We start from the raw sequence: 25,754 nt of genomic DNA on the forward strand, positions 1-25,754 counted from the left end.
CTAGAGTGTTCCTGGAACACGTGGGTCCCACTTGTTCGAGGACCTGGCGGTTCTGGTCTGATCCATCAATACAGACCCCCTAGGAACCGCCGTTGAAAAACACCTGCGCCCTGTCCCAGATGCCCCGTCGCCACAAATCCGAGTGCCCCGCGCCGTCTTCGATCCAAAGATCGGCCGGGTTGGGTATCTCGGCATAAAGCCGTTCGGCATTCGAGACCGAAATGGTGGCATCCGCGGTCCCGTGCGCCACAAAAACCGGCTCCTCGACATCCCCGATCCATTCGTTCGACGGGAACTGGTCGAACATCAAAAGCCCCACCGGCACATAGGGGTAGCGCTCGGATGCGACATTGACCGCCGAATAGAACGGCGTTTCCAAAAGCACCGCCTCCGCGTCCCGCTGGCTCGCGACCCAAACGGCGGGCGATGCGCCCAGCGACCGGCCCCAGATCAGGATGTCGTCCGTGCGTTCGTCCAGCCAGTCAAAGGCAGCGAGAGCGTCGGCAAGCATATTGTCCTGCGTAATCTCCCCGGGGGACGTCGGAAACCCGCGATAGTCGAACGCAAGAACACCGTAGCCCGCCCCGGAAAACGCCGCGTATCGCTCGTGCTCGGAGGTAAAGCTGCCTGAATTTCCCTTGTAATAGAGGATCGTCGGCATGCCGTCTTCCCCGGGGGAATACCAGCCTGTGAGGCTTTGCCCGTTCTCGGTCGGGATGCTCACAACCTCTCCGGAAAACGCGGTGTCGGCTATCTCGATGACATCGCCAGCAGGGGAAAAGAAAAACGCGCGTTGATTGAGATAGAGATACCCCAGCGCGACGCCATAGACGATGGCGATAACGACCACCAGAACGATGACGATCTTCTTGAGCATGAGCGGCGAACCCCGGTGTTCTTGATTGGGTCGTTTCTACCGCACGGCGCGGTACATCGCTACAGCTCCGTCGCCCACCGCATCTGCTCACGGCTCTCGACTGCTCCGGGGACCCCCTCGCGCAGCGCAGCAAGCGCCTGATCGGGCGCCCAGCCCATTTCAACGAGCAGCCGCAAGGCAAGCATACCGGACCGGCCCTGACCACCCCGGCAATGGACGAGCACAGCCTTGCCGTCCCCAAGTTGTCCGATCAGGCGTTCGCGTATCGCCGGCCACCGGTTCGCGCCCTCGCCCGCCGGTTCGCCATAGTCGACAATCGGCCAATGGATCCACTCGATGCCACCGGCAATCAGCCGTGCACCGAGCGCGCCAGCCCCGGCGGCGGCCATCTCGTCTTCGCCAGTGAGGGACACCACGACATCGGGTCGCCAGTCGAAGATCACGTCGAGATCGGCATTCAACGTGCCAGTCGCCCCAGGCAGACGGCACATACCGACGCACCCGCCATTGGACAGATCGACCTGCCAGATCGAAAAACTCATTGCTGCGGCAACGCCTCCTCGCCCGTTGCGATCCGGAACGCCCGCGTAAACACCTCTGCCGGCTGTGCTCCCGAAAGCGCGAATTTGTTGTTGAAGATGAAAAACGGCACGCCGTTGATGCCCTGCTGGCTGGCCGAAAGCGCCATGGCCTGTGTGGTCCGGGCCTCGCTCTCGTCGGCGAGCAGCGCCAGCGCGGCCTCGCGGGTAAATCCGTGTTCCACGGCGATGCCAGCAAGCAGTTCCCTGTCGGTGATATTCTTGCCCTCGAGGAAGTACGCCGCCGCGAACGCCTTGGCGAGCGGGTATTGATGCTCGGGCGACGCCGCTCGGATGAGCGTGTGGCAGGCAATTGTGGGGTAGCTCATCGGCTGCAGCGAAATATCGAGCGGCACGCCTGCTTCGCGCGCCATCGCCTCAACCCGCGCCTGCATCGGCTCGGGATCGCTCCCGTACTTGGCCCGCAGCCGATCCTTTGTGTTCTCCCCTTCCTCGGGAATATTGGGATCGAGCAGGAAGGGATGATGCGTCACTTCGACCGTAACGCCGTTACCCAGCGCGGCAATCGCCTCGTCGAGCCGCGCCGTACCCACAAGGCACCAGGGGCAAATGACGTCGGTGAAAAGGTCGATGCGAATGGTGTCGGTCATGAAAAGTCCTTTCGTTCGCGCTCAATATCGCGACCGAACGGATGCGGAACAAGTACGAACACTCGTGTAACCGGAACAAAAAAGGGCCCGCTAACTGCGGGCCCTCATTTCGATTTAAATGACCGCGATCAGTGTTCGAGCGTCTTGACGATCGACTCGGTCATCTTCTTGGCGTCGCCGAAGAGCATCATGGTGTTGTCGCGGAAGAACAATTCGTTCTGTACCCCCGCATAGCCCGCGCTCATGCCGCGCTTCAGGAACAGCACAGTACCCGCGTTCTCCACGTCGAGCACCGGCATGCCGTAGATCGGCGAGGTCTTGTCGGTCTTGGCCGCCGGGTTGGTAACATCGTTCGCCCCGATGACGAAGGCAACGTCAGCCTCCCGGAATTCGGAATTGATGTCCTCGAGTTCGAACACCTCGTCATACGGCACATTGGCTTCCGCCAAGAGCACGTTCATATGCCCCGGCATACGGCCCGCCACCGGATGGATGGCGTACTTGACCTCGACACCGGCTGCCTTGAGCGCGTCGGCCATTTCGCGGAGCGAATGCTGCGCCTGCGCCACCGCCATGCCGTAACCCGGCACGATGATGACCTTGGACGCGTTCTGCATGAGGAAAGCCGCGTCTTCCGCCGAACCCTGCTTGACCGGCCGGTCTTCCTCCTCCCCGGCTGCCGCCGCGGCATCGTCGCCGCCGAAACCACCGAGGATCACCGAGATGAAGCTCCGGTTCATCGCCCGGCACATGATATACGAAAGGATCGCACCCGAAGAGCCGACCAGCGCGCCCGTGATGATGAGCGCGGTATTGCCCAGCGTGAACCCGATGCCTGCGGCCGCCCAGCCCGAATAGGAGTTGAGCATGGAGACCACCACGGGCATGTCCGCGCCCCCGATGGGGATGATCATCAGGCCGCCAAGAACCAGCGCCAGGATGGCCACCAGCCAGAAGAGCCACGGATTGGCCGTGATCGCAAAGGCGATCACCAGGACGATCAGCGCCGCGCCTATGGCGAGGTGGATCATGTGGCGGTTCGGCAGAAGGATCGGCTTGCCCGACATACGGCCGTCGAGCTTGGCGAAGGCGATCACCGAGCCGGTGAAGGTGAAGGCGCCGATTGCGGTACCGATGCTCATTTCAATGAGCGCCTGCGCATGGATATGCCCCGGCTCACCGATGCCGAACGCCACCGGAGCGTAAAGCGCCGCCGCCGCAACGAAGACCGCGGCAAGCCCGACCAACGAGTGGAACGCCGCAACAAGCTGGGGCATTGCCGTCATGGGCACACCGCGCGCGATATAGGCGCCGATGCCGCCGCCGATGGCGAGGCCGAGCACGATCAATACCCAGGCGAACGGATCGGTCGGCGCGGCAATGGCCAGCGTCGTGAGGATGGCGATCGCCATACCGATCATGCCGAACATGTTGCCCTGACGGGCAAGCGTCGGCGAGGAAAGCCCGCGAAGGGCCAGAATGAACAGGATCCCTGCAACAAGATAGAGCAGGGCCGCGATATTTGCTGAAATCATCTCTGCTTAGCCCTTCTTCTTGTACATCGCCAGCATGCGCTGGGTGACGAGGAACCCGCCGAAGATATTCACGCTCGCCATGATGAGGGCGAGAAAGCCGAACCAGCGCGCCGGCCCGCCATTGTCGACGAGGTTGACACCCACGGCGAGCAGCGCGCCCACCACGATCACCGAGGAAATCGCGTTGGTCACCGCCATCAGCGGGGTGTGAAGGGCCGGCGTAACACTCCAGACGACGTAATAGCCGACGAAGATCGCCAGAACGAAAATCGAGAGGAAAAAGAAGAAAGGATCGACAACACCGCCCATCATGCGTCTCCGTCTTTTTTCGCCGCCGGCTTGCGCGCGGTGGTCTTGCGTGTCGTGGTGGATTTGCTGGCCGCAGGCTTGGCTGCGGATTTAGCCGCCGTGGACTTGGCAGCCGTCGATGCGCCTGCAGCCCCCGACTTCGCAGCGGGCGCCTTCCTGGCCGCGGGCTTTGCGGCAGGCTTGTCCGCTGCCGCAGGCTTGGAAGTGCTGGCCGCCTTAGCCGTGCTCGCCTTCGCGCCCGCGCTTTTGGCGGTGCTTGCCTTCGACGTTGTCGACCTGGCTGGCGCCTTCTTCGCGGCGGGCTTGGCCGGAACATCCGCGAAGTTCGGATGCACTACCGCGCCGCCACGCGTCAGAAGCGTCGCCTTTACCAGTTCGTCGTCCCAATTGACATTGAGCGCCTTGGCCTCCTTGTCGACCATGGTCTCGAGGAAGGCCAGAAGGTTCTTGGCGTAAAGCTGCGATGCCGTCGCAGGAATGCTGCCCTGCAGATTGGTCAACCCGATGATCGTCACGTCCTTGTGGACGATTGTCTCACCCGGCTTGGTCAATTCGACGTTCCCGCCGCGTTCGGCGGCCAGATCGACGATCACCGAGCCCGGCGCCATCGATTCCACCATCGCCTTGGTGACGAGTTTCGGCGCCGGACGGCCTGGAATCAGCGCCGTGGTGATGACGATATCCTGCTTGGCAATGTGCGCCGCGACGAGTTCCGCCTGCGCGGCCTGCTCTTCCTTCGTCAATTCGCGGGCATACCCGCCCTCGCCCGAAGCGTCCTTGAGGGCATCGGTCATGATGAACTTCGCGCCCAGCGATTCCACCTGCTCACCGGCGGCCGCACGCACGTCGGTCGCCGAGACCGCGCCGCCCAGCCGCTTGGCCGTGGCGATCGCCTGCAGCCCGGCAACGCCTGCGCCCATGACGAAGACCTTCGCCGCGCGCACCGTACCCGCCGCCGTCATCATCATCGGCAGCGCGCGGCCATAAGCGTGCGATGCTTCGATCACCGCCTGATAGCCTGCGAGGTTCGCCTGGCTCGAAAGCACGTCCATCACCTGCGCACGGGTGATGCGCGGCATGAATTCCATCGTAAACGCCGAGAACCCGGCCTTGGCGAGTGCGGCAATGTCGTCCTCGTGCCCGTAAGGGTCGAGCGCGCCGATCACCAGTGCATCCTTTTTCGCGCCCTTGAGCGCGCTCGCTTGCGGCCGCCGCACCGTCAGAACGATATCGGCGTCCTTGAGCGCCGCCGCTGCGGTCGCTTCAACCTTTGCCCCGGCATCGGTATAATGACTGTCAAGGATGCGCGAGGCTTCGCCCGCCCCCTTTTCGACGCTGACGCTCGCGCCCAGCCCGATGAATTTCGCGATCGTCTCGGGCGTCGCGGCGACACGGGTCTCCCCGCCGGCGCGCTCCCGCAATATAGCTATTTTCATGAAGTGTCCCTTCCGGCACGGCCTGCCGCCTGCGGCAGGTGCCCCTGTTCCATCGCTTCCCGGCCCATGGCCGAAATCCGCTGGCCTGCTTTCCCCCTGGCTTGGAATGATCCGGGGTACGGCCTTAGTAGACGAGTGTGAGATAGAGAATGGCGAGCAGCGCCACCACGGCAATGACACCCCATTTGGTCAGCCGCATGAACGCGCCGTATGTGCGCTCGTGCTCGGCGAAGTCGACTTCTTTTTGTTTGGCGCTGACCGGCTTGTTCGAGAAGGTTGCGCTCTGCTGTTCTGCCATAGTCTTTCCCCTAGTATATTCAGCCTTTTTCGGACTGGACGGCTTCGAGTTCGTCGATGAGCCGTTCGATCATAGAAAGGCCCAGCGACCAGAAATCCGGGTCGCGGGCATCAAGACCGAACGGCGCCAGAAGTTCGGAATGGTGTTTCGATCCCCCGGCCTTGAGCAAGTCGAAATACCGCTCGGCAAAGCCCTCGGATGCCTTCTCATACTGCGCGTAAAGCGAGTTCACAAGGCAATCGCCAAACGCGTAGGCGTAGACGTAGAAGGGCACGTGTATGAAATGTCCTATATACGACCATAGGACTTTATATCCATCGTTGAGGCGAATTCCGGGACCTAGACTTTCGGATGATACGTCCATCCAGAAGGCCTCGATCTCCTCGGTCCGCAATTCCCCCTGCCGGCGTGCCGTATGCACTTTGCGCTCGAACGAGTAGAACGAGATCTGCCGCACGACCGTGTTGAGCATGTCCTCGATCTTGGAGGCCAGCAACGCGCTGCGCTGCCTGGGATCGGTGGTTTTTTCGAGGATCGCGCGGAAGGTCAGCATCTCCCCGAAAACGCTCGCGGTCTCCGCCAGAGTAAGGGGTGTGGACGCCATCAACTCGCCTTGCCCGGCCGCCAGCCGCTGGTGCACACCGTGCCCCAGTTCATGCGCGAGAGTCATGATGTCACGCGTTTTGCCCATATAGTTGAGCATGAGATACGGGTGCACCTTGGTGACCGTCGGGTGCGCGAATGCACCGCTCGCCTTGCCCTCGCGCACCGGCGCGTCGATCCACCCGTTGGAAAAGAACGGCTCGGCGATCTCGACGAGTTTTGGCGAGAACCGTCCGTACGCGTCGAGCACCGTCGTCTTCGCCGTCTCCCAGTCGAACACCCTGTCGTCGCTGTCGGGCAGCGGTGCGTTGCGGTCCCAGGCGTCAAGCTTGTCCTTGCCGAACCACTTTGCCTTCATCTGGTAGTAGCGGTGCGAAAGCCGCGGATAGGCCTCGATCACCGCCTTTTCGAGCGCATCGACGACCTCGCGCTCGACCGAATTGGCAAGGTGCTGGCTATCGGCGATGTCTTCATACCCGCGCCACCGGTCTGCGATTTCCTTGTCCTTGGCGAGCACATTGGTGATGTGGGTGAAAAGCCGGATATTTTCCGAAAGCGTCTTGGTCAGCGCTCCGAACGCGGATTTGCGCTTTTCCTCCTTGGGATCGGACATCAGGCTTAGCGTCTGCTCGATCCCCAGCGTTTCCCCGTCGACATCGAACTTCAGCGCCGCGACCGTCTCGTCATAAAGCCGGTTCCACGCCGCGTGCCCGGTGACGTATTTGTCGTGGAAGAGCTCTTCCACGCGATCCTCGAGCTGGTAGGGGCGCGCCTTGCGCAATTCGGTGAACCACGGCCTGTAATAGGCAAGTGCCGTGTCGCGATCGAATGCCGCATCGAGCGTCGTATCGGGGATGCGGTTGATTTCCAGGGTGAAGAAGATCAGTCGCGTCGACAGGCTCGTAATCTTTTCCTGCATGTCGCCCAGGAATTTCACCCGGTCCGGATCGCCCGTATTTTGCGCGTAGTTGAGATAGGCAAACGAGCCGATCCGCCCGATCACGCCTTCAAGCGCCTCGTAGCGCTGGACCGCTTCGGCGAGCCGGTCTTCCCCCGCGAGCGCCTCGAGCTTGCCCTTGTAATCGGCCTCGAATGCCCTGGTTTCGGTGTCGAGATGCGCGAGATCGTCCGCAAGTGCGCTCGACTCCACCCCGGGATAAAGATCCGAGAGATCCCATTCGGGCAACTCCCCGAACGCGTTTTGGCTTGCTTGCGGCTGGGCTGCGGTCATCTGTGAACTCCGAGCGGATCGAGGCAGGCAAAAATCGGGAGATTTCCCGGCGCGCACCTTATCCAGCGCCATTGCGGGTGCCAAGGCCCGTTCGGCGGTCATGCGTGCTTAAAACCCTGTTAAGCGATCGGACATAGCCTGCCCCATATCGGCACACCTGCGATTCGCACGGGGCCGGCTGAAATGCGTATCCAGTCGCGGGTAAGTATGCACAAAGTCCTGATCGTCGATGACGACCCCATCCAATGCCGTCTGACCAGTGAGACCGTCTCCAAGGCGGGCTTTGATCCTATCGCTGTGGAGTCCGGCCACGAGGCGATGACCGTCTTGCGCAGGACCGCAGGCATCGGCGCGATGATCCTCGATCTCGTCATGCCGGACATGGACGGCATGGCCGTCCTTGAGGCGATGAAGCGCGAAGGGATCGTCATCCCGGTCATCGTCCAGACCGCGCAATCCTCGCTCGACACCGTGGTCTCCGCCATGCGCCTCGGTGCCAGCGACTTCTTCGTCAAGCCCGTCGCCCCCGAGCGCATCACCATCTCGCTGCGCAACGCCATGAAGATGGGCACGCTCGAAACCACCCTGCGCGCCGAACGCGACAAGCGTGCCGGCACGTTCGGTTTCACGCATATCATCGGCACGAGCGCCGCCGTCGGCCGCGCCATTGCGCTGGGCAAGAAGGCCGCCACGAGCACGATCCCGGTCCTGATCGAGGGCGAATCCGGCACCGGCAAGGAAGTCCTCGCCCGCGCCATTCAGGGTTCGGGCGACCGCGCCGGCAAGCCCTTTATCACCGTCAATTGCGGCGCGATCCCCCCAAACCTCGTTGAATCGATCCTTTTCGGTCACGTCAAAGGCGCCTTCACCGGCGCGGTCGCGAACGCCCCGGGCAAATTCCGCGAAGCCCACAACGGCACGTTGTTTCTCGACGAAGTCGGCGAACTCCCACCCGAAACCCAGGTGAAGCTCCTCCGCGCGCTGCAGGAAGGCGAGATCGAACCCGTCGGCGCATCCAAACCCGTCAAGGTCAACGTCCGCGTCATCTCGGCGACCAACAGGCGGCTCCTGAACCTCGCCAAAGAGGGCCATTTCCGCGAGGACCTTTACTACCGCCTCAACGTCTTCCCCATCTACATGCCGCCTTTGCGCGACCGGCGCGAAGACATTCCGGCGCTCGTCGAGCATTTCATCGCCCGCTTCGCCGCCGAAGAAGGCCGGCGCGTCAGCGCCATCGACGCCGGCGCGCTCGAGATGCTCACGAGCCACGACTGGCCGGGCAACATCCGCCAGCTCGAAAACGCCATCTTCCGCGCTGTCGTCCTGGCGGAAACCACGACGCTCCGGCCTGCCGACTTTCCCCAGATCCTCGCTGCCGTGCGCGGTCCCGAGACCGCCCGGAGCGAAGCGGCCCAAACCGCAGCGCCCGCCGCTCCGATCCATATCGACAACGCCCCGCCGCTCCCGCGGCTGGCTGATATCAACCCCGCATCGATCCCCGACCGCTTCCTCGACAAGGACGGCAACCTCCTGCCCCTCGCCGAGATCGAAAAAGACCTCATCGCCTTCGCCATCGACTTCAACGCCGGTCGCATGGCCCAGGTCGCCCGGCAACTGGGGATCGGGCGCTCGACCCTCTACCGCAAGCTCAAGGAGTACGGCCTCGATGGTTCCGAGGGCTCCAATGTTGCGTGAAAACCGCAGATGGCAGTCAAACGCTGTTCACAAACCCGCCACCGTGTTGGCGCCGCCGCTGCGTCTGGTTAGATTTGAGCATCAACAAGGTTCGCCGCAAGCAATGGCGAATCCACTGCGCAGACGGGGCTGAATGCGCAATTTGGGCTATGGGCAAAAACCGTTTGAAACCGGGCTATTGATGAAGAAAATCATCCTTGGGGCGCTGGCCGGCCTATCCGCGCTGGCATTGTCTTCCACCGCTTTTGCACTCGAATCGGTCGTGGTCGGCGGCGTCGAGGCGACCCGCATCGTCATTGCGCCGCCGCAAAATCCGCTGGCGACCACCATCCGGCAAGGCCTGCGCGAGGCTGTCGATGCGGCACCCAACGGCAGCCGCTCGCAGACCGACGCCCGCCAGCTCTACTATTTCTATGGCGCGCGCCATTTCGAGCCGCTCTGGCTCACCGAGGACCAGGACGGTACCATCGCCTTCTCCGCCAAGGCGCAGGACGTGATCGAGCTGTTCGAGGACGCCCACCTCCAGGGTCTCGATCCCGACGACTATCTGACCGCCGAGCTCGACGTCCAGGCCGCCGCGGGGGATCCGCAGGCACTCGCCGCGCTCGAAGGCGCGTTCTCTGCCGCGATGCTGCGCTACGCTCAGGATGCCCATTCGGGCCGCCTCGACCCGCGCACGGTTTCGGGCTACATCGACACCGCTCCCAAGCGCATCGACGAAAGCGCCCTTTTCGATGCGCTCGCAGCGGCCGACGATCCGGCCGACGTGCTGATGAGCTACCACCCGACCCATCGCGAATTCGTCGCCCTGCGGGATCTTCTGGCCCGGCACTACGCGGGCGAGATCGAAGCGCCAATCGTCATCGGCGAAGGCAAGCTCCTGCGTCCCGGCATGACCGATCTGCGCGTTCCCGCCCTGCGCGAGCGCCTCGGCGTCTCCGCGCCCGAGGACGAGACGCTGGCCCCCGACCTTTACGACGAGACCCTTGTCGCCGCGGTCGAAGCCTTTCAGGGCGAGCTGGGTCTGAACGTCGACGGCGTCGTCGGCCCGGCCACGGTCGCCGCATTGAACGGTGCCAATGGCGCGACCATTCCCGACATCGTCGCCAATATGGAACGCTGGCGCTGGATGCCGGAGGACCTGGGCGACTTCGCGGTCCTCGTCAACGTCCCCGAATTCCGCCTCGACGTTATGCGTGACGGCCATTCGGCCTGGAACACCCGGGTCATTGTCGGCACCGTCAAGAACCAGACGCCACTCTTTTCGGATCTGATCCGGCACGTCGTCACCAATCCTTATTGGAACGTGCCGTCCTCGATCCTGCGCAACGAGGTTATGCCGCGCGTTCTTTCGAACCCCGGCTATATCGCCAGCCAGAACATGGAACTGCTCTCTGGCGGCCGCGCCGTCGACCCCTGGAGCGTCGACTGGACCCAGGCGAACCCCAACCAGTTCCGCGTCCGCCAGCGGCCGGGCACCTCGAACGCGTTGGGGCAGGTCAAATTCCTCTTTCCCAATTCCCACGACGTCTACCTGCACGACACCAACGCCCGGGGCCTTTTTGCCCGTTCGATGCGCGCCTTGAGCCACGGTTGCATCCGTGTGCAGGACCCCTTCGCCTTTGCCGAAGCGCTGCTCGAATACGAGCCCGGCATCACCGTCGCCGCGCTCCAGAGCACGCTGGGCGGCGGCGAGCGCTGGTTCAACATGGAGCGTGAAGTCCCGGTTCACATCGCCTATTTCACCCTGCGTGTCGGTGAAGACGGCAAGGTTCGGTCCTATGGCGACATCTACGGCCACAATGCCCGCGTCATAGAAATGCTCGGTATGTAGCGCTGATTCGCTGCGATAAAGCGTTAAGCATGCAGTAACATTTCCGCCGCACTCGCGCCGCGATTTGCCCATATAAGCGGCACCGGACGGGAGAGGGTGGAATTGCATCCCCGTTAGCGTTAACAGTCTCTAGATGGAGTTTGTGTTAGCGTTTCCGTCGCATTTGACACAAATACGGGCGATCCGGGCGTGACGTTTAGGGGTACTGAGTTTTACGAACGCGTGATGCGCATGGTGTTGGCGTGCCTTCTCGCGCTCACCGCCATTGTGCCGGCTGCGACCGTGCCGGCGAGCGCGGCCAGCGAGCGGACGCTCTATCTCTATTATACCCATACCAAGGAAACTGCGCGCATCACCTTCAAGCGCAACGGCCGCTACGTGCAGTCCGGCCTTGACGAGCTCAACTGGTTCCTGCGTGACTGGCGCCGTAACGAAGCCACCGACATGGACCCGGCGCTGTTCGACATCCTTTGGGAAGTCTATCAAGCCTCCGGCGCCAGCCAGCCGATCCACATCGTTTCCGCCTATCGCGCGCCCGAAACCAACGCCATGCTCGCTTCGCGTTCATCGGGCGTCGCTGACAATTCCCAGCATATGCGCGGCAAGGCGATGGATTTTTACATCCCGGGGGTACCGGTTTCGAAGATCCGCGAACTCGGCTTCCGCATTCAGGGCGGCGGCGTCGGATATTATCCGAGCTCGAATAGCCCCTTTGTCCACCTCGATACCGGCTCGGTGCGCGCATGGCCGCGCATGACGACTGCGCAGCTGCGCCAGATCTTCCCTGACGGACGCACCTTGCACATCCCCTCGAACGGCAACGTTCTGAGCCAGGAAGGCCGGGCCTGGGCCCAGGCGCAGTACAGCCAGTGCCATCGCGTGCCTTGTAACGCCGGCTCGAGCCTGACCGGCGGCAGCGGGTCGGAGACACAAGTCGCCAGCAACCGGCCCACCCGCACGCTGATGGATATCTTCACCGGTGGCGGCAATTCGAACAACGACCAGCCAGCGCCCCAGCCGACCCAGGTCGCGAGCGCACCGACCCAGCGCAGCGTCACCTCCGTCCCCGTAACGGCCCCCGCACCTGCCGAACCGGTCGCGCTCGAGGACCTGCCCCCTCAGCGTCCGGACGCGCTCGGCGCGGCGACCGCGGTTGCCGAAGCCGCCCCCCAGAATATCCCCTTCGAAGTCCGCGAAGGCGCGGCCGCCGGCGCCACGCAGGTCGCCGCGCTCATAACCGATGCGCAAGCGCCCGTGCCCCCCTCGCTTTCGCGCGATCTCGCGGAGTTGCGGACCACGACTCCGTCGGCCTTCGCGGGCGGCAATGAAGGCACGCTCGCCATCGCCGCGCTCGAAGCGAACGCGCCCGAACCCCAGCCGCGCCCGGATTTCGCACCCGCCGTGGTCGCCTCCGCCTATGCCGCAGCCCCAGGCGCCACAGCCAGCCTCGTCAACGAGGATCCCGCCGTCCGTCAGGCACCTGCGCCCGTCATGCGCCCGGCCCTCTCCGACACACCGGTCCCCACCGATATCCTCGACCCCGACCGCATCGAAACCGCAGGCATAAACCCGCAAATGGGGCTTGAAAGCTTCGCCGACCTCTTCGAAGGCCCGATCCTTCCCGTCGACGGCAGGCCCGACGAAGCCACCGCCAACGCGCTCGCGAGCCTCAAGAGCCGCCCGGGCGAACTTTACGCCCCCGATATCGGCCACGTCACCGAGACGCTGTTATCCCCGGTTTCCGTCGCCAGCGCGCATTACGGCTTCATGACCGAGCCCGACAACGCCGATTTCGACCCAGCGACCCATCCGGGCAACACCACGCTCGACGCCGGTTTCAGCCGCACGGCGGCCCTGGGCGTAGGCATGTCGAGTTTCGGCACGATGCCCTCGATCCTCGTGACGCTGCCGTAGGGACGCTCTAGGACCAAACGCCCCAGTTTCACCCACTTTGGTTGCCAAAAGGCGCTGATCTGACTACATCTTGGGGCAAATCCGGCGGATACCGCCGGCCTCACAATCAAGGTCATCTCAGTGCCCGAAAAGCCATCCACCCCGCTGCTCGACACAATTGCGTCTCCGGCCGATCTCAAGAAGCTCAAGCACGAAGAGCTCCGCCAGCTTGCAGACGAACTGCGTAGTGAGGTGATCGACACGGTTTCGGTGACCGGCGGCCATCTGGGCGCGGGTCTGGGCGTCGTCGAGTTGACCGTCGCGCTGCACCATATCTTCGAGACCCCCGACGATCGCATCATTTGGGACGTCGGCCACCAGGCCTACCCGCACAAGGTCCTCACCGGCCGCCGCGACCGCATCCGCACCCTGCGTCAGAAGGACGGGCTCTCGGGCTTCACCAAACGCAAGGAAAGCGAATACGACCCTTTCGGCGCCGGGCATTCCTCGACGTCGATTTCCGCAGGCCTCGGCATGGCAGTGGGCTCGGGACTGAAAGGCGAAAAGCGCAACGTCGTCGCGGTGATCGGCGATGGTGCCATATCTGCGGGTATGGCCTACGAAGCCATGAACAACGCCGGCGCCATGGATGCGCGGCTGATCGTCATTCTCAACGACAACGACATGTCGATCGCGCCCCCAACCGGTGCGATGAGCGCCTATCTCGCCCGCCTCGTCTCCGGCCCCACCTATCGCGGCCTCCGCGACGCCGCCAAGCACGTGAGCCAGATCCTGCCGCCCTTTTTCAAGGACAAGGCCAAAAAGACCGAGGAATACGCCCGCGGCTTCTGGACCGGCGGCACGCTCTTTGAAGAGCTGGGCTTTTATTACGTCGGCCCCATCGACGGGCACAACCTCGACCACCTCCTGCCGGTCCTTAAAAACGTGCGCGACGCCGAGAACGGCCCTGTACTGATCCACGTCGTCACCCAGAAGGGCAAGGGCTACGCCCCTGCAGAGGAAGCCGCCGACAAATATCACGGCGTTTCGAAATTCAACGTTATCACCGGCGCCCAGTCCAAGACCCCGTCCAACGCCCCGTCCTATACCTCGGTCTTCGCTGAAAGCCTGAGCGCCGAGGCCGAGCGCGACGAAGCGATCGTCGCGATCACCGCTGCCATGCCCGGCGGCACGGGGCTGGATAAATTCGCCAAGGCCTTCCCCTCGCGCACTTTCGACGTCGGCATCGCCGAACAGCACGCGGTCACCTTCGCCGCCGGCCTTGCCACCGAGGGCCTCAAGCCCTTCTGCACGATCTATTCGACCTTCCTCCAGCGCGCCTACGACCAGGTCGTCCACGACGTGGCCATCCAGCAGCTGCCGGTGAAGTTTCCGATCGACCGCGCCGGCTTCGTGGGCGCCGACGGCCCGACGCATGCCGGATCGTTCGACATCGCCTATCTGGCCACCTTGCCGGGCTTCGTGGTCATGGCCGCCGGCGACGAGGCCGAGCTGCGCCACATGGTCACGACCGCCGCGGCGTATGATGAGGGCCCCATCGCCTTCCGCTATCCGCGCGGCGAAGGCGTGGGCGTCGAGATGCCCGAGCGCGGAGAAATCCTCGAGATCGGTAGGGGCCGCATCCTCGCCGAGGGCACCAAGGTCGCACTTCTCTCATTCGGCACCCGTCTCGCCGAATGCCGCGCCGCCGCGGAGACCCTCAACGCCTATGGTTTCCCGACAACCGTCGCGGACGCCCGCTTCGCCAAGCCACTCGATGAAAGGCTTCTCGCCGATCTCGCCCGCAACCACACGGTGCTGCTGACAATCGAAGAAGGCGCCATCGGCGGGTTCGGATCCCACGTCGCCACCCGTCTCGCCCAGTTGGGACTTTTGGACGGCGGCCTAAAATTCCGCCCCCTGATGATGCCCGACCGCTATATCGATCAGGCCAGCCAGACGGACATGTATGCCCAGGCGGGCCTCGACCGCGCGGCCATCGTCGAAACCGCCCTCAGGGCTTTCGGCGACGAGGCCGAAGCCCTCAAGGCTCTCCGCGCCGTAGGGCACGAGCGAGCCTAAGCCCCCGACAGGGCAGGGTTTTTCTCGACGTCAGGGTTTTCTTTCCTTCCGCTCTTGCTAAGACTTTACCGGCAAGAGGAGGACAAGATGACGATACCCCGCGCGCGATTCGCCCAAATTCTCGGTTTCGAAGAGCCCCCGGTAACCCTGCTCTCGAAAAATGCGGAGCAGCGCGACGGCTACACGCTCGAAACGCTCCGCCTGACGATTGGCGACACGCCGGTCCGCGGCATCCTCGCCCGCCCAACGCACATGGAAACCCCGCGCCCTGCCATCCTCTACGCCCACTCCCACGGCGGTGGCTACGCCATCGGCGCCCGCGAAATGCTCGATGGCCGCGAATACCTTCAGGAGCCTCTCGGCCCCGTTCTCGCCCGCCTCGGCTACATCGCCCTGGCGATCGACATGCCGCTTTTCGGCGAGCGCAACACCGTCAGCGAGTCCGCCGCCGCCAAAGCGCTCCTCTGGCACGGCAAATGTCTCATGGGTCAGATGCTCTCCGAACAGGCCGCCGCCCTCACATACCTCGCTGCCCGCGACGACGTCGACGCAACCCGCATCGGCGCCTACGGCATGTCCATGGGCTCGACGCTGAGCTATTGGCTTGCCGCCCTGGACGACCGGCTCAAGGCCGTCGCGCACCTCAACTGCTTCGCCGACCAGCGCACCATGATCGATATGGGCGCCCATGACGGGCACGGCATCTACATGACCGTCCCCGGCCTTCTTGCCGAAACCGACGCGGGCGGTATCGCCGCCGGCATCGCACCGCGCCCGCAGCTCGTCTGCCTGGGCGGCTCGGATGCCCTGACGCCCATGCCCGCAATCGAACGCGCCTGGGCCGACCTCGAACCGGCCTATGCCAATGATCCAGAAAAGCTCGAACGTGTCCTGGACCCGGCGGCGGGACATGAGGAAACGCCCGCCATGCGGCGGGCGGTGCTCGATTTTTTCGCCAAATTTCTGGGTTGAAACGCGCCCTCGTTAGCGCGGACGCGGACTACTCAGCCGCGTCGGCTTCCGCATATCCCTCCGGCGCGTCGAAAACCATGCCCAGCGCGTGCATGTAAAGGTCGAGGATCGCTTCCTGCTCGGCCCGCTCGTTGCGGTCCTGCTTGCGGATCCTGACGATCTGCCGCATCACCTTGGTATCGAACCCGTTGCCCTTGGCCTCGGCATAGACTTCCTTGATATCGTCCTGGATCGCCTTTTTCTCCTCCTCCAGGCGCTCGATGCGCTCGATGAAGGCGCGGAGCTGATCGCGTGCAATTCCGTGGTCGGCCATCATGGGACTCCTTTCGTTTGGACCTTTATCAATCCCAACCGGGCATTGTGTGCAAGTGCCCGCTCCACTTACTCACAACCCAGTCCCCCTCACCTTTACGCGACTTGCCCATATTCTAGGCAGTAACGTAATTCGGCCAAGACATGGCCTTAGCAATTGACAGACGTACCCCTCTTTGCTCAAACCGTCAGGCGTTCGAACCAGCCATGCGAACTGTCACCTTGCCGTCATTGCTCCGCAATAGCTTGCCCGCCATCATCCTCATGCTTGTCTCCGTTCTCGGGGGCATGACGCTCTTTCCCAATTCCGCCCGTGCCGATTTGCGCGTATGCAACCAGACCCAGAACATCATCTCGATCGCGCTCGGCTACCGCGCCGACGCGGGTTGGCAGTCCGAAGGCTGGTGGGTGGCAAACCCCGAGGCCTGCGCGATCGTCTATCAGGGCCCGTTGAACGCACGGTATTATTACCTTTACGCCGTCGACGACATCGGCGGCGGCGCCTGGGATGGCTCGGTTTTCATGTGCACCCAGGATTCCAGCTTCACCATATTCGGGGTCGAGGATTGTCTGGCGCGCGGTTATGAGCGCACCGGCTTTTTCGAACTCGATACAGAAGACAAAACCGATTGGACGCTGCAATTGACAGAGGCCAACGCAATAACCCAGGAACCCCAATGAGAAGATCCCGCAGCGTCAAGATCCTCGCGACCCTCGGTCCGGCCTCCAACGATCAGAAGATCATCGAAGAACTCGTCCGCGCCGGTGCCGACGTGTTCCGGATCAACATGAGCCACGCCAGCCACGACGTGCTGCGGGAAACGGTCGAAAAGATCAGGGCCGTCGAAAAGTCCATCCGCTACCCCATCGGCATTCTCGTCGATCTGCAGGGCCCCAAGCTGCGGGTCGGCAAATTCGCGGACGGCTCGGTGATGCTCACCCCGGGGGAAACCTTTACCCTCGACACCTCCGAAACCCCCGGCGACAAGACCCGCGTGCACCTGCCGCATCCGGAGATCTTCTCCTCGGTCAAGGTCGGCGACCGCCTGCTGCTTGATGACGGCAAGCTTGAACTCAAGGTCGCTGCCAAGTCCGCCGAAGCGATCAACTGTTCGATCGTCTATGGCGGCAAGCTTTCCGACCGCAAGGGCGTCTCGCTTCCCGATACGCTCCTTGGCATGGGCGCGCTCACCGAAAAGGACCGCGCCGACCTGCAGGCCGGGCTCGAAGTCGAGGCCGACTGGATCGCGCTCTCCTTCGTCCAGCGCCCCGAGGACATCATCGACGTGCGCAAGATCGTCCAGGGCCGCGCCGGCGTATTGGCCAAGATCGAAAAGCCCCAGGCCATCGACCAGCTCGAAGAAATCATCAAGCTTTCGGACGCCATCATGATCGCCCGTGGCGACCTCGGCGTTGAAATGCCGCTCGAGGCGGTGCCGGGCCTGCAAAAGCGCATGATCCGCATGTGCCGCCGCATGGGCAAGCCGGTGGTCGTTGCCACCCAGATGCTCGAATCGATGATAACGGCACCGGTCCCGACCCGCGCGGAGGTTTCCGACGTCTCCATCGCGGTCTTCGAGGGCGCCGATGCCATTATGCTTTCGGCCGAAAGCGCCTCGGGCTCCTACCCCGTCCAGGCGGTCGCGACCATGAACAAGATCGCCGTCGCCGTCGAACAGGACGGCAATTTCCAGACCATCATCCGTGCCCAGGCCACCCAGCCCGAGGCCACCGCCGCCGACGCGATCTCCGCTGCCACAAGGCAGGTCGCCGAAACGCTCGACCTTGCGGCGATCGTGACCTACACCTCTTCGGGCTCCACCGGTATCCGCGCCAGCCGCGAGCGCCCGGCCAAGCCGATCATCGCACTCTCGCCCAAGATCACCACCGTCCGGCGCCTCTCGCTCGTGTGGGGTCTGCACTGCGTCCAGACCGAGGATGCGATCTCGCTCGACGACATGGTCGACCGCGCCTGCGCCATCGCCTACCTCGAGGGCATCGCCCGCCCGGGCGACCGCGTGGCCATCACCGCCGGCGTCCCGCTCGGCACGCCCGGCGCCACCAATATGCTTCGCATCGCCTTTGTGGGACAGGACGGCGCCGGCGGCTCGTAAAAGCGCCAAAGCCCGACACCCTCGTCCGCGGGTTTGGCCCGCGAACGAGGTGGGGCGCTTCCCGAATGCAAACATAAAAAAAGCCCGCCTCTCTCGAAGCGGGCTTTTTCAATTTCAATGCCTCAAGCAGCAATCAGCCCTGGCGGACCTTCATGCGCTTGTTGACCTTGTTGATGATGTAGACGCGGCCACGACGGCGGACGAGCTTGTTGTCCCGATGCCGGGTCATCAGCGCCTTGAGCGAATTACGGACTTTCATTTCTACTGCCTCAGACAATAAGGGAATGGCGCGGGCTCAAGGCACCGCGGGAAAAGTTGGGCGGAACATAGGGGCAAAGCCGGTGTCTGTCAACGCGGCTTGACGCCGTGTTCGGCCGGCATTTCGCCCCCCGGCGCTAAATCTCCTGCCAGCGGATGCAGGAGACGTACCGCCCGCCCTCAATGTGTTCGAGCGGCGGCGTTACCTGCGCGCAGCGCTCCTGCGCATGCGGGCAGCGCGTACGGAAATAGCACCCCGACGGCGGATTGATCGGCGAGGGAATTTCGCCCTTGAGCCCTTCGATCGTCCGCTCGCGCGCGAGCTTCGGATCGGCGATCGGCACGGCGGTCAGGAGCGCACGCGTATAGGGATGCCTGGGATCGGTATAAAGCTCCTCGCTCGTCGCAAGCTCGGCGATCCGGCCCAGGTAAAGCACCATGATCCGGTCCGAAACGTGCCGCACCACCGACAGGTCGTGACTGATGAACACAAGCGTCAGCCCGAACTGCTCCTTCAAATCCGCGAGCAGGTTGAGGATCTGCGCCTGGATCGAGACGTCGAGCGCCGAAACCGGCTCGTCGCAGACGATGAGCTTGGGCTCGGTGACGAGCGCCCGGGCGATCCCGATGCGCTGCGCCTGGCCACCGGAAAATTCGTGCGGATAGCGGTTGATCATCTCGGGCAGGAGCCCGACCGCCTCCATCATCTCCATCACCCGCGCCATGCGCTGCTTGGCCTTCATCTCCGGCCGCAGCGTCTTGAGCGGGTCGGCAATGATCTCGCCCACGGTCATGCGCGGATTGAGCGAAGCGAGCGGGTCCTGGAAAATGATCTGCAGATCCTGCCGCGTCCGGCGCATTTCATCCTTGGAAAGCGCGGTCAGATCCTTGCCCAGCCACACGACCTTGCCGTCATCGGGTTCGATAAGCTGCAGAATGCAGCGGCCCAGCGTGGACTTGCCGCAACCGGACTCGCCAACAATGCCGAGTGTCTCGCCACGCCCCACCGTAAAGCTCACATTGTCGACAGCCGTCAGCGTCAACGGCTGGCGCATGAAACCGGCGTGGATCTCAAAGGTCTTGGTGAGGTTTTCAACGTTCAAAAGCACGCCTGGATCTTGCTGCATCAGGCCACCTTCTCTTTTTCTTTCACGGCGTCGTCATGGAAGCAGGCCGTCACGCGGCCATCGGTGCGCGGAATGAGTGCCGGCCGTTCCTTGACGCATTGATCGGTCTTGAAAGCGCAGCGGGGATTGAACGCACAACCCGGAGGCAAATGCGTGAGATTGGGGGGCAACCCCGCCACCGGGTCGAGCCGCCCGCGCTTGTTCTCCACACGCGGCGTCGAATGGAGAAGGCCGAGCGTATAGGGATGACGGGGGCTGTAGAACAGTTCGTCGACATTGCCCTTTTCGACTGCCCGGCCCGCATACATCACCATCATCTGGTCGGCGAGGCCGGCCACCACGCCCAAGTCGTGCGTAATCATCACGAGCGCCGTGTCGAACGTATCGGTCAGTTCCTCGAAGAGCTTGAGCATCTGGGCCTGCACGGTCACATCCAGAGCGGTCGTCGGCTCGTCCGCAATGAGCACCTTGGGCTCGCACAAAAGCGCCATGGCGATCATCACGCGCTGCCGCTGACCGCCCGAAAGCTCATGCGGATACGCACGGATCACACGCTTGGCGTCCGGGAGGCGCACCGTCTCGAGCATTGTTCTCGCACGCTCGAGTGCCTCGGCGGGCTTCATCCGCTTGTGGCGCTCGAGCACTTCCACCATCTGCTCGGAAATCCGCATATAGGGATTTAGCGAGGTCATGGGATCCTGGAAGATCATCGCGATGTCTCTGCCGCGGATCTCATCCAGATCACGCGGATTCATTCCAACCAGCTCGGTACCGGCCAGCTTGGCGCTGCCCGTCGCGCGTCCGTTGCGTGCAAGAAGACCCATGATCGAAAGAAAGGCCTGGCTCTTGCCCGAACCCGATTCCCCGACCACTGCCAGTGTTTCGCCCGCCTTGAGCGAGAAGTTCATGTCCGTGACCGCACGCACTTCACGGTCGTGCAGCTCGAACGTGACCGAAAGGCCTTTAACGTCCAATACCGTATCTGACATGGTTACCGGTCCTTTGGATCGAGGGCGTCGCGCAAGCCGTCACCGATATAGGTGAGGCACAAGAGCATGGTGACCAACACGATGGCGGGGAAGATCAGCAGCCAGGGCATGACTTCCGCCACAGGCCCGCCATTGGATATCAGCGTGCCGAGCGAAGTAAGCGGCTCTTGTACCCCAAGCCCGATATACGAGAGGAAGCTCTCGGTCAGAATGATCTCGGGAATGGTGAGCGTCGCATAGATCACCACCGGTCCCGTGAGATTGGGCACGATGTGACGCATGATAATGGTGAAGGGTTTGGCCCCGCCGGCACGCGCCGCCTCGATGAACTCCCGTTCCTTGAGCGACAGCGTCTGTCCGCGCACGATCCGCGCCATGGTTAGCCATTCAAGCGCACCGATACCGATAAACAGCAGGATCGGCGACCGCCCGAAAATGACAACGAGGATGATGACGAACAGGATATAGGGCAGTGCGTACATGATATCGACGAAGCGCATCATGACCGCGTCCACCCGGCCACCGAAATAGCCTGCCACCGCGCCATAGACGACGCCGATGAACACCGAAACGATGGTCGCCACCGCTGCAACGGTGAGGCTCATCTGCGTTCCCTGCAGAAGCCGCGCGAGCAGGTCGCGCCCGTTCTGGTCGGTCCCGAGGAAGTGCCCTTTTTCGAAATCGGGCGGCTTGCGGATCGACGTCCAGTCGACCTCGCCTACCCCCCAGGGGACGAAATAGGGTCCAACGAACGCAATCAGAATAATGGCGGCCAGAACGAAGATCGAAACCATCGCCGCCTTGTTCTTGGATAGCCGGCGCAGCGCATCCTGCGTAAGCGAGCGCCCCTTGGGCGCATCGAGCTGCTCGAGCTTGTCCGCATATGCGGACAGCGTGGCGTCTTTACCAGTCAGTCCGGGCATCAGCGGTACCTCACTTTGGGATCGATCCACGCATAGACGATGTCGACCAGGAGATTGAGAATGAGGATGAGGATCACGTAGAAAATTGTCGTGCCGAGCACGAGCCCGTAGTCACGGTTGAGCGCGGCATTGATGAAGTACCGCCCGATCCCCGGCAGCCCGAAGACCTGTTCGACCACCAGCGACCCGGTGAGCAGATAGCTCAGCCCCGGCCCGAGATAGGAAACGACGGGAATGAGCGCAGGCTTGACCGCGTGCCGCGCGAGAATGAGCCTCTCGCCGATGCCTTTGGATTTCGCCGTACGAATATAGTTCGTGCCCAGAACCTCGATCATCGAGCCGCGCATCAGCCGCGAAATACGCGCTGCATGCGGCCATGAGAGAACGAGCACGGGCATGATCAGGTGCGGGATCGAAAAGCCCGGCCACCCGCCGGCCGGCAACCACCCCAGATGCACCCCGATGCCGAGCTGCAGGAGCGCGGCCATCAGGAAGTTGGGAATGATCACGCCGATCATGACGGCGAAAACGAGAATATAGTCCGGCCATTGGTTCTGTTTCACTGCGGCAATGATGCCCGCGATTATCCCGACCGCCGTCGCGAGAACGAACGCAATCATGCCAAGCATGAGCGTGAACGGCAGACCGATGGCGAGGAGTTGGCTGACCGAGAAGTCGTAAGACGTCATCGACGGCCCGAAATCGCCCTGCAGCACGCCGGAGACGTAGATCCAATACTGTTCCCAGAGCGGCTTATCGAGATTGTAGTGCGCCAGGACGTTCTGCATCACGGCAGGCGGCAACGGCCGTTCCCGGTCGAACGGTCCGCCCGGGGCGGCGCGCATGACGATAAAGCAAAGCGTGATCGCGATAAACGCGATGGGGAGCGCCGCAAGTATCCGGCGCAGCACATAGTTGATCATGGTGAGGTACCGATCTTCCCACGGGGACGGTACGCGGAACGCAGCCGCTGTCCGTCACAAGGCGCGAGGGCCGCGGAACGTATCCGCGGCCCTCGGCCGGATTTGCCCTTAGTCTTCCGACATGGACAGCCAGCGCGTGCGGTGGATGTCCTTGGCGTTGTCTTCGAACCCTTCGATGTCGGGCGAGACGACGTTCTTGGAGACATAGTAGTAGATCGGGAAGGCGGCGGTTTCGCCCATCGCGATCTCTTCGGCTTCACGCAGCACTTCGGCGCGTTCCTCCATATCGAGGATGGTCGCACTCGAACGCAGCAGCTCGTCGAACTCGGCGTTGTTGTAACGGCCGTAGTTGTAGATGATGTCCGACCGCAGCAGTTCGAGCATGTTGATGGGATCGTTGTAATCCATCAGCCAGCCCGCGCGGCCCACACCGTCGAAGTCGTTGTTCTGAAGCGCGTCGTAGTGGACGGCGACTTCGGAATTGAACAGTTCGACGTTGATGTGCAGCGGCTCCCACATCGCCGCGATCGCCACAGCAATGCGCTGGTGGTTCTCGTTGGTGTTGTACTTGAGCTGCAGGTTGAGCGGATTGTCGGCCGAATAGCCGGCCTCTTCCATCATCTGGATGGCCTGCGCGACGCGCTCGCCATATTCCATCGAGACCCATTCGGGCTGGTATTCCTCGAAGTCGTAGTTCGCGGTTCCCGGCGGCACCCAGCCATAGGCCGGCAGTTCGCCGGTGCCCAGGATATCCGGACCGATCACCTCGCGGTTGATCGCCATGGACATGGCTTCACGCACAGTCGGATCGGCGAGCTCTTCCTTGTTGTGATTGATCACGTAGTAGTAGAGCCCGAGGAACGGAGCCACGTGGGCTTCGCCCGGATACTGATCCTGCAGAAGCTGGTACTGGTCGGTCGGGAAGTCCGTGAGGATGTCGAATTCCCCCGCACGGTAACGCTGCAGCGCGGCCGAAATGTCGTCCATCGAATAGTACATGACTTCTTCGATATCGACGTTTTCCGCGTCGTGGAACGTCTCGCTCTTGACCGACTTGATGTGGCTGTTGGGCACCCACTCGGTGATGGTGTAGGCACCGTTGCCGACGATGTTCTCGGGCTGGATCCAGTCTTCGCCGAACTCTTCGACGACGTGCATCGGCACCGGGTAGGCCGTGTAGTGGGTCAGCGCATCGAGGAAGAACGGCGTCGGCGCTTCGAGCGTGAAGGCGATCGTCTTGTCGTCGATCACTTCAATACCCAGTTCGTCGACGTCCATCTCGCCGGCGTTGATCGCTTCAGCGTTCTTGATGGGATACTGCAGATACGCGTAGTCGGCGGCCATTTCAGGCGAAAGCAGGCGCTTGAAGGCGTATTCGAAGTCCTGCGCCGTCACCGGCTCGCCATCGCTCCAGACCGCGTCTTCGCGAATGGTGAACGTGTAGGTCAGGCCGTCTTCGGAGACTTCGTATGACTCGGCCTGGCCCAGAATCGGCTCGGCTCCGCTGTCCTCGGTCATCAGACCTTCGAGATAGTCGCCCACGATCCGGTTTTCCCAGTCGCCGGAAACCCGGTGCGGATCGAGCGAAGCAGGCTCGCCGCCGTTGAACATGTGCAGGGTTTCCGCCGAAGCGGTACCGGTCATGGCAACGGCCATAAGCCCGGCGAGGACGCCCCCTTTAAGGACGTTCTTGAGATACATGATGGTCATCTCCTTACTTTGGACGAGTAATGTTTCCAGCCCTGGCCGCTCTCGTTTTTCGATGAAATGGAGCAGCTCAAAAGTGCAGGAAGGGAGAATATCATTCCCCCATTCCCTAGGATCGGGAGCCTATCCTTGCTCAAATGGCTTTGACAAGCACTGTTTGACGTTATCGTTCAACGAGTGCCGTCACACCCATGCCGCCTGCCGTGCAAACCGAGATCAGCGCTCGGCTTTTCTCTTTTGTGTTGAGAAGCTTAGCGGTCATCCCGAGAATGCGTGCACCGGTTGCCGCAAAGGGGTGTCCATAGGCCAGCGAGGACCCGTTCACGTTGATTTTGTCCACAGGAATGTGGCCCAGAGGCTCCTCGCGCCCCAACACGTCCCGGTTGTATTCCGGATCCTCCCACGCCCTGAGCGAGCACAACACCTGCGCGGCGAACGCTTCATGGAGTTCGAACAGGTCGATGTCGGAAAACCCGATCCCAGCCCGGCGCAGAAGGTCCGACACAGCGATCGTCGGCGCCATCAAAAGCCCGTCACCATGCGCGAAATCGTTGGCCGAGACCGCACCCATTGTGAGATAGGCAAGGATCGGCAACCCGCGCTCTTTCGCCCACTCTTCACTCGCCAGCAGCACCGATGCGGCGCCATCGGTCAAGGGCGTCGAATTGGCTGCCGTCAATGTGCCCTTGCCCGACCGCTTGTCGAACGCCGGCTTCATCGTCGCCATCTTCTCAAGACTGGTATCGGGGCGTACGTTGTTGTCCTTGACGATCCCCGCGCAAGGGACGAGCAAATCGTCGTGGAAGCCCTCCTCATAGGCGCGCGCCGCATTATGATGGCTTCTGAGCGCCACCTCGTCCTGCTCCTCGCGGGTCAACCCCCATTCCTTGGCCATGAGCTCGCAGTGCTCGCCCATCGAGAGCCCGGTCCGCGGCTCCTGGGTCGAGGGCGCAATGGGGGTGATTTCACCGAAATTGAAGCCCTTGAACGCCGCGAGTTTTTCGCCGGCCGTCCTGGCTCGCGAGAGCGCAATCATGCGCTTCTGCATCTTGGGCCCAAGCACGACCGGGCTGTCCGAAACCGTATCCGACCCCGCTGCGATCCCGCTGTCGATTTCCCCGGTCGCGATCTTGGCCCCAAGCGTCAGCGCCGCCTGCAGCGAAGTCCCGCACGCGATCTGCATCGTCGTCCCCGGCGTAAAGGGCGAAAGCCCCGCATCGAGCAACGCCTCGCGCGCGAGGTTGAAATCCTTCGAGTGCGAGATGACCGCTCCGGCCATCACCTCGCCCACACGCTCGCCCTTGAGCCCGTACTTTTCTGCCAGACCGCCGATTGCGGTCGAAAGCATCGAGAGGTTGGTCTCGTTCTCATAGCCCGTATAGGCGCGGCAGAACGGGATGCGTGCACTGCCGACAATGGCGACTTTGCGCAATTCCTGTACCATGAA

At 62.7% G+C, this 25,754-nt stretch carries 23 protein-coding genes; 7 read left to right on the forward strand and 16 right to left on the reverse strand.

Going from position 1 to position 25,754, the window contains the following annotated elements:
- Positions 1–79 precede the first annotated feature (79 nt).
- The 8 genes from LSG43_RS11365 to LSG43_RS11400 form a co-directional block, all read right to left on the reverse strand.
- On the reverse strand, positions 80–877 hold the full coding sequence (locus tag LSG43_RS11365; protein ID WP_231804173.1) for an alpha/beta hydrolase: 798 nt from the start codon (positions 875–877) through the stop codon (positions 80–82).
- Positions 878–936: 59 nt separating this feature from the next.
- Positions 937–1,419 (reverse strand): phosphatase domain-containing protein, encoded by a 483-nt coding sequence (locus tag LSG43_RS11370; protein ID WP_231804175.1) that lies wholly within the window; start codon positions 1,417–1,419, stop codon positions 937–939.
- Positions 1,416–2,066, reverse strand: coding sequence for a DsbA family oxidoreductase (locus LSG43_RS11375; protein ID WP_231804177.1), 651 nt, complete (start codon positions 2,064–2,066; stop codon positions 1,416–1,418). Before LSG43_RS11375 ends, LSG43_RS11370 begins: the two co-directional genes overlap by 4 nt.
- 128 nt (positions 2,067–2,194) lie before the next feature.
- Positions 2,195–3,598 carry an NAD(P)(+) transhydrogenase (Re/Si-specific) subunit beta gene (locus LSG43_RS11380; protein ID WP_231804679.1) on the reverse strand — a complete coding sequence of 468 codons (1,404 nt, stop codon included), beginning with the start codon at positions 3,596–3,598 and terminating at the stop codon, positions 2,195–2,197.
- 9 nt (positions 3,599–3,607) lie between these two features.
- Complete coding sequence (locus LSG43_RS11385; protein ID WP_231804681.1) at positions 3,608–3,910, reverse strand: proton-translocating transhydrogenase family protein; 303 nt, start codon at positions 3,908–3,910, stop codon at positions 3,608–3,610.
- The gene (locus LSG43_RS11390) at positions 3,910–5,346 is read right to left on the reverse strand and encodes a Re/Si-specific NAD(P)(+) transhydrogenase subunit alpha (protein WP_231804179.1); all 1,437 of its coding nucleotides are present in this window, start codon (positions 5,344–5,346) and stop codon (positions 3,910–3,912) included. The genes LSG43_RS11385 and LSG43_RS11390 overlap by 1 nt, the downstream gene beginning before the upstream one ends.
- 124 nt (positions 5,347–5,470) lie before the next feature.
- Positions 5,471–5,644, reverse strand: a complete 174-nt coding sequence (locus LSG43_RS11395; RefSeq protein WP_231804181.1) for an aa3-type cytochrome c oxidase subunit IV — start codon at positions 5,642–5,644, stop codon at positions 5,471–5,473.
- A 19-nt stretch (positions 5,645–5,663) separates the two neighbouring features.
- Complete coding sequence (locus LSG43_RS11400) at positions 5,664–7,478, reverse strand: M3 family oligoendopeptidase (protein ID WP_231804183.1); 1,815 nt, start codon at positions 7,476–7,478, stop codon at positions 5,664–5,666.
- A gap of 207 nt (positions 7,479–7,685) precedes the next feature.
- Here LSG43_RS11400 and LSG43_RS11405 point away from each other — a divergent pair, with 207 nt between their 5' ends.
- The 5 genes from LSG43_RS11405 (at position 7,686) to LSG43_RS11425 (ending at position 15,954) form a co-directional block, all read left to right on the forward strand.
- Positions 7,686–9,173 carry a sigma-54-dependent transcriptional regulator gene (locus LSG43_RS11405; protein ID WP_231804185.1) on the forward strand — a complete coding sequence of 496 codons (1,488 nt, stop codon included), beginning with the start codon at positions 7,686–7,688 and terminating at the stop codon, positions 9,171–9,173.
- 181 nt (positions 9,174–9,354) lie between these two features.
- Complete coding sequence (locus LSG43_RS11410; protein WP_231804187.1) at positions 9,355–11,007, forward strand: L,D-transpeptidase family protein; 1,653 nt, start codon at positions 9,355–9,357, stop codon at positions 11,005–11,007.
- Between the two features lie 189 nt (positions 11,008–11,196).
- A complete protein-coding gene (gene mepK / locus LSG43_RS11415; RefSeq protein WP_231804189.1) occupies positions 11,197–12,921 on the forward strand; it encodes a peptidoglycan L,D-endopeptidase MepK in 1,725 nt (574 codons plus the stop codon).
- A 120-nt stretch (positions 12,922–13,041) separates the two neighbouring features.
- Complete coding sequence (gene dxs, locus LSG43_RS11420; RefSeq protein ID WP_231804191.1) at positions 13,042–14,982, forward strand: 1-deoxy-D-xylulose-5-phosphate synthase; 1,941 nt, start codon at positions 13,042–13,044, stop codon at positions 14,980–14,982.
- Positions 14,983–15,069: 87 nt separating this feature from the next.
- Entirely contained in the window at positions 15,070–15,954 is an 885-nt protein-coding gene (locus LSG43_RS11425) for an alpha/beta hydrolase family protein (RefSeq protein ID WP_231804193.1), read from the forward strand.
- Between the two features lie 28 nt (positions 15,955–15,982).
- On the opposite strand, the gene LSG43_RS11430 is transcribed toward LSG43_RS11425, so the two are convergent.
- Positions 15,983–16,267, reverse strand: coding sequence for a DUF2312 domain-containing protein (locus tag LSG43_RS11430; protein WP_231804195.1), 285 nt, complete (start codon positions 16,265–16,267; stop codon positions 15,983–15,985).
- Between the two features lie 221 nt (positions 16,268–16,488).
- On the opposite strand from LSG43_RS11430, the gene LSG43_RS11435 reads away from it, so the two are divergent.
- Together LSG43_RS11435 and pyk are read left to right on the forward strand one after the other, a co-directional pair.
- Entirely contained in the window at positions 16,489–16,947 is a 459-nt protein-coding gene (locus tag LSG43_RS11435) for a DUF1036 domain-containing protein (protein ID WP_231804197.1), read from the forward strand.
- Positions 16,944–18,380: a pyruvate kinase gene (gene pyk, locus LSG43_RS11440; protein WP_231804199.1), complete on the forward strand. Its 1,437-nt coding sequence runs from the start codon at positions 16,944–16,946 to the stop codon at positions 18,378–18,380. The genes LSG43_RS11435 and pyk overlap by 4 nt, the downstream gene beginning before the upstream one ends.
- Before the next feature lie 133 nt (positions 18,381–18,513).
- On the opposite strand, the gene ykgO is transcribed toward pyk, so the two are convergent.
- The 7 genes from ykgO to LSG43_RS11475 all read right to left on the reverse strand — a co-directional run bounded on the left by ykgO (position 18,514) and on the right by LSG43_RS11475 (position 25,751).
- Complete coding sequence (gene ykgO, locus LSG43_RS11445; RefSeq protein ID WP_231804201.1) at positions 18,514–18,639, reverse strand: type B 50S ribosomal protein L36; 126 nt, start codon at positions 18,637–18,639, stop codon at positions 18,514–18,516.
- A gap of 136 nt (positions 18,640–18,775) precedes the next feature.
- Positions 18,776–19,765, reverse strand: coding sequence for an ABC transporter ATP-binding protein (locus tag LSG43_RS11450; RefSeq protein ID WP_231804203.1), 990 nt, complete (start codon positions 19,763–19,765; stop codon positions 18,776–18,778).
- On the reverse strand, positions 19,765–20,754 hold the full coding sequence (locus LSG43_RS11455; protein WP_231804205.1) for an ABC transporter ATP-binding protein: 990 nt from the start codon (positions 20,752–20,754) through the stop codon (positions 19,765–19,767). Before LSG43_RS11455 ends, LSG43_RS11450 begins: the two co-directional genes overlap by 1 nt.
- 2 nt (positions 20,755–20,756) lie before the next feature.
- Positions 20,757–21,677: an ABC transporter permease gene (locus LSG43_RS11460; protein WP_231804207.1), complete on the reverse strand. Its 921-nt coding sequence runs from the start codon at positions 21,675–21,677 to the stop codon at positions 20,757–20,759.
- Positions 21,677–22,600 carry an ABC transporter permease subunit gene (locus tag LSG43_RS11465; RefSeq protein ID WP_231804209.1) on the reverse strand — a complete coding sequence of 308 codons (924 nt, stop codon included), beginning with the start codon at positions 22,598–22,600 and terminating at the stop codon, positions 21,677–21,679. The genes LSG43_RS11460 and LSG43_RS11465 overlap by 1 nt, the downstream gene beginning before the upstream one ends.
- 108 nt (positions 22,601–22,708) lie before the next feature.
- Positions 22,709–24,301 carry a peptide ABC transporter substrate-binding protein gene (locus LSG43_RS11470; RefSeq protein ID WP_439652028.1) on the reverse strand — a complete coding sequence of 531 codons (1,593 nt, stop codon included), beginning with the start codon at positions 24,299–24,301 and terminating at the stop codon, positions 22,709–22,711.
- A gap of 169 nt (positions 24,302–24,470) precedes the next feature.
- Entirely contained in the window at positions 24,471–25,751 is a 1,281-nt protein-coding gene (locus LSG43_RS11475) for an acetyl-CoA C-acetyltransferase (protein ID WP_231804211.1), read from the reverse strand.
- Positions 25,752–25,754 lie beyond the last annotated feature (3 nt).

Source organism: Pelagibacterium xiamenense (genome assembly GCF_021166475.1).
In the GTDB taxonomy this organism is placed as follows: domain Bacteria; phylum Pseudomonadota; class Alphaproteobacteria; order Rhizobiales; family Devosiaceae; genus Pelagibacterium; species Pelagibacterium xiamenense.

Coding starts and splice junctions, on each gene's coding strand:
- LSG43_RS11365 (WP_231804173.1), bottom strand. CDS start 877: ATGCTCAAGAAGATCGTCATCGTTCTGGTGGTCGTTATCGCCATCGTC.
- LSG43_RS11370 (WP_231804175.1), bottom strand. CDS start 1,419: ATGAGTTTTTCGATCTGGCAGGTCGATCTGTCCAATGGCGGGTGCGTC.
- LSG43_RS11375 (WP_231804177.1), bottom strand. CDS start 2,066: ATGACCGACACCATTCGCATCGACCTTTTCACCGACGTCATTTGCCCC.
- LSG43_RS11385 (WP_231804681.1), bottom strand. CDS start 3,910: ATGGGCGGTGTTGTCGATCCTTTCTTCTTTTTCCTCTCGATTTTCGTT.
- LSG43_RS11390 (WP_231804179.1), bottom strand. CDS start 5,346: ATGAAAATAGCTATATTGCGGGAGCGCGCCGGCGGGGAGACCCGTGTC.
- LSG43_RS11395 (WP_231804181.1), bottom strand. CDS start 5,644: ATGGCAGAACAGCAGAGCGCAACCTTCTCGAACAAGCCGGTCAGCGCC.
- LSG43_RS11400 (WP_231804183.1), bottom strand. CDS start 7,478: ATGACCGCAGCCCAGCCGCAAGCAAGCCAAAACGCGTTCGGGGAGTTG.
- LSG43_RS11405 (WP_231804185.1), top strand. CDS start 7,686: ATGCACAAAGTCCTGATCGTCGATGACGACCCCATCCAATGCCGTCTG.
- LSG43_RS11410 (WP_231804187.1), top strand. CDS start 9,355: ATGAAGAAAATCATCCTTGGGGCGCTGGCCGGCCTATCCGCGCTGGCA.
- LSG43_RS11425 (WP_231804193.1), top strand. CDS start 15,070: ATGACGATACCCCGCGCGCGATTCGCCCAAATTCTCGGTTTCGAAGAG.
- LSG43_RS11430 (WP_231804195.1), bottom strand. CDS start 16,267: ATGGCCGACCACGGAATTGCACGCGATCAGCTCCGCGCCTTCATCGAG.
- pyk (WP_231804199.1), top strand. CDS start 16,944: ATGAGAAGATCCCGCAGCGTCAAGATCCTCGCGACCCTCGGTCCGGCC.
- ykgO (WP_231804201.1), bottom strand. CDS start 18,639: ATGAAAGTCCGTAATTCGCTCAAGGCGCTGATGACCCGGCATCGGGAC.
- LSG43_RS11450 (WP_231804203.1), bottom strand. CDS start 19,765: ATGCAGCAAGATCCAGGCGTGCTTTTGAACGTTGAAAACCTCACCAAG.
- LSG43_RS11455 (WP_231804205.1), bottom strand. CDS start 20,754: ATGTCAGATACGGTATTGGACGTTAAAGGCCTTTCGGTCACGTTCGAG.
- LSG43_RS11460 (WP_231804207.1), bottom strand. CDS start 21,677: ATGCCCGGACTGACTGGTAAAGACGCCACGCTGTCCGCATATGCGGAC.
- LSG43_RS11465 (WP_231804209.1), bottom strand. CDS start 22,600: ATGATCAACTATGTGCTGCGCCGGATACTTGCGGCGCTCCCCATCGCG.
- LSG43_RS11470 (WP_439652028.1), bottom strand. CDS start 24,301: ATGTATCTCAAGAACGTCCTTAAAGGGGGCGTCCTCGCCGGGCTTATG.
- LSG43_RS11475 (WP_231804211.1), bottom strand. CDS start 25,751: ATGGTACAGGAATTGCGCAAAGTCGCCATTGTCGGCAGTGCACGCATC.